The sequence below is a fragment of the Streptomyces milbemycinicus genome (genome assembly GCF_002154605.1).
Lineage (GTDB): Bacteria > Actinomycetota > Actinomycetes > Streptomycetales > Streptomycetaceae > Streptomyces > Streptomyces milbemycinicus.
On record NZ_MUNE01001130.1, the window covers coordinates 329 to 602 of the forward strand.

1 pseudogene is annotated in these 274 nt (G+C 73.0%); it reads right to left on the reverse strand.

Annotation, left to right across the window (positions count from 1 at the left end):
- Positions 1 to 274: pseudogene (locus CCN51_RS56830) on the reverse strand (hypothetical protein); the annotation flags it as partial.

Here is a 274-nt window from a genome sequence, read left to right on the forward strand (position 1 = left end):
CGGCCACCCCGGCCGTCCCGGAGGCGTTTCCGAGCTGGGGACGGGAACAGGTGGGCGAGGTGGCGTTCAGCGTGCTGGAGGGGTCGGGGGCCACGCCGCCCGAGTCCTCTTGCGGCTTCTTGGTCGGGTGGTCCTTCTTCCCGTCCTTGCCCTTGTCGCCCTTGTCCTCGCTCCCGTTGCCGGAGGGCGGGCTGGTCTCCTTCCCGCCGCTGCCCTCGCCGTGCTTGCCATGCTCGGGATCGGGCGTGCGCTGGCTGCTGCCGGCCATGGCCGG